The sequence below is a fragment of the Lutibacter sp. genome (assembly GCF_013139515.1).
Taxonomy (GTDB): Bacteria; Bacteroidota; Bacteroidia; order Flavobacteriales; family Flavobacteriaceae; genus Lutibacter.
This window is the reverse complement of sequence record NZ_WTAR01000126.1, coordinates 1-3254: the sequence shown is the minus strand read 5'-3', so window position 1 is coordinate 3254 and position 3254 is coordinate 1. Positions and strand designations below refer to the sequence as shown.

The 3254-nt window shown below is 34.7% G+C and carries 1 protein-coding gene; it reads right to left on the bottom strand.

Annotated features, from left to right (window positions below; genetic code table 11):
- Positions 1 to 3254, bottom strand: a 3254-nt coding sequence (locus GQ540_RS11135) for a hypothetical protein (protein ID WP_291801028.1), incomplete at both ends; no start/stop codon positions are given.

The following is a 3254-nucleotide window of genomic DNA, read 5'->3' as shown; positions in this document are numbered from 1 at the left end:
CAATAAAAGCTTCTCCTCTACTATTTAATGCAACAGTTACATTTTGTGTAATAACAACTGGTGCTACGTTATCTTCAATAGTTACAACTGTAGTGGCTGTTCCTGTATTTCCGTGAATATCTGTGACCGATAAAGTAACGGTATTTTCTCCAACGTTGCTACAATCAAAAGAATCAACATCTAATGCGTAACTTTCAATACCACAAGCATCGGTACTTCCGTTTTCTATGTCTTCAACATCAATACTAAGCGTACTGCCTTCTGCATCTAACTGTAACGTAAACGGTGCTACTGTAACTACATTTGGCGCTACTGTATCTTCAACTGTTACAACTGCAGTTGCTGTAGAACTGTTTCCGTAAATATCTGTTACTTTTAATGTAACTTCGTTTTCTCCTATATCTTCACAAGTATAAGCTACACTTTCTTCAAAAATTCCTGATCCAACACCAGTAAGATTTCTACCTGCTGCTATACCTCTAATACCTCCAAATTCACCTGAATACACTAATTCTGGTGAACCAGAACCATCTGCAGGTGCCTTAAATACATAATCAATATTAGTGTCACCATCACCATAATCACCTTCAGAGATACTAAATAGAGTCCAATATATCATTCCTGTGCTTGCATCATAATCTATTCCGTAAGGAATACCGTCTGCTCCATCATCATATAATTCATAAGGTGTTTCACTTCCATCAGCTAAAGCTGTATAAACTTTACCTAAGTTTTTTTCAACCCAGAATAATCTTCCAGAAGCCTCATCAATAGTAATACCTCTTGGGCTATTTGCATCTATAAGGTTATTATTTTGGCTAGTACCATCTGCATTGATAACTCCAATATTCCAATCACCATGAGTTACATAATAAATCTTATCCGTTGTGCTATTATAAGTTAATGCAATTACACTTGCATCATCTATAATATTGGCTGCTGAACCTGTACCATCTGCATTAGCTACAAAAAGTCCTTCCTCATCACCTGTATAAAATATTCTATTATTATCCCAATCAAACTCAAAATCATGGTGTTCATACCCTAAATTTGTATTAGAAACTGTTGATATTGTTCCTGTTCCATCAGCAGATGCACTAAAAATATCATTAGTATTCCCACCGGCATAATAAAGAATACCGCTATTTAAATTTACTTCAACACCTACTGGACCAGCTGTATCTATACCATCACTTGTATCATATAATACTGTTGGTGATCCAGAGCCATCTCTGTTTGCTGACCATACAGTTCCATTGTATGTTCCTGTAAAATAAAGTGTTGAAGATACTGAACCACTGCTTTTAGCAATTTCATAGCTATCTATCTCACAATTATCTGTTGAAACATTATCTATTTGTACTGGTGTTACTGTAACCTCTCCGTTCACATCTAATTGAACTGTAATGTTTTGTGTATTTACTACTGGCGCTACGTTATCTTCAACAGTTACTATTGCTGTAGCTGAATTACTGTTACCATTTACATCGGTTACAGTTAACGTTACTGTATTTTCTCCAGCATCTTCACATGTAAATTCATCAATATCTAGTGAATAACCTGCTATACCACAATTGTCTGTTGAACCATTTTCAATTTGTACTGGTGTAATAGTTACATTTCCTGTTCCATCTAATTGAACAATAATGTTTTGTGTGTTTACAACTGGTACAACTGTATCTTCAACTGTTACTGTTGCAGTTGCTGTATTGCTATTTCCATTTACATCGGTTACCGTTAAAGCAACGGTGTTTCCCCCAACATCTTTACAATCAAATGATGTAGTATTTAATGAATAACCTGCTATACCACAATTATCTGTTGAAACATTGTCTATTTGTGCTGGTGTAATAGTTACATTTCCTGTTACATCTAATTGAACAACAATGTTTTGGGTATTTACAACTGGTACAACTGTATCTTGAACTGTTACTGTTGCTGGTGCTGAATTACTATTTCCATTCACATCGGTTACTGTTAAGGTAACGGTGTTTAAACCTATATCTTTACAATCAAATGATGTACTATTTAATGAATAACCTGCTATACCACAACTGTCTGTTGAAACATTGTCTATTTGTGCTGGTGTAATAGTTACATTTCCTGTTCCATCTAACTGCACTGTAATATTTTGTGTAATTACAACTGGTACTACATTATCTTCAACAGTTACTGTTGCAGTTTCTGTATTACTATTTCCATTGTTATCAGTTACTGTTAACGCAACGGTATTTACACCAATATTAGCACATGTAAATGCACTTGGTGAAACTGATAATGAAGCAACACCACAAGCATCTGAAGAGCCATTATTAACAGCAGTTGCTGTTGTTGATCCATTTCCTGAAGCATCTAACTGTACTGTAACATTTTGTGTAATTACAGTTGGTGCTACATTATCTTGAACTGTTACTATTGCTGTAGCTGAATTACTATTTCCATTTACATCGGTTACAGTTAAAGTAACTGTATTTGCACCAACATTTGCACAAGATAAAGTACTTGGTGAAACTGAATATGAAGCTATTCCACAAATATCTGTAGAACCATTATTAACATCAGTCCCTACAAAACTTACACTACCTGCTGCATTTAGTTGTACTGTAATATCTTTTGTTACTACAACTGGTGCTGTAACATCTTGAACCGTTACTGTTGCTGTTGCGGAATTACTGTTACCATTAACATCGGTTACAGTTAACGTTACTGTATTTTCTCCAGCATCTTCACATGTAAATTCATCAATATCTAAACTATAATTTGCAATACCACAAGCATCAGTTGAACCATTTTCGATTTGTACTGGTGTAATAGTTACATTTCCTGTTCCATCTAATTGAACTGTAATGTTTTGTGTGTTTACAACTGGTACAACTGTATCTTCAACTGTTACTGTTGCTGTAGTTGATGCACTATTTCCGCTTGCATCTGTAACTGTAAACGTTACAACGTTATCTCCAAAATTAGCACACGTAAATGTGTTTGGTGATACAGATAATGAAGAAATTCCACAATTATCTGTTGATAAATTATTTACATCAGCAGCTGCAATTGTTAAGTTTCCTGTACCATCTAAATTAACGGTAATATCTTGTGTTATTGCTGTTGGATTTATTGCATCCGCCACTGTTACTGTTGCTGTATTTGAACCTACATTTCCTTTTTCATCAGTAACACTTAAAGTAACGGTGTTTGCACCTAAATTTGCACATGTAAAACTTGTAACATTCAATGCATAACTTGCTATTGTACAA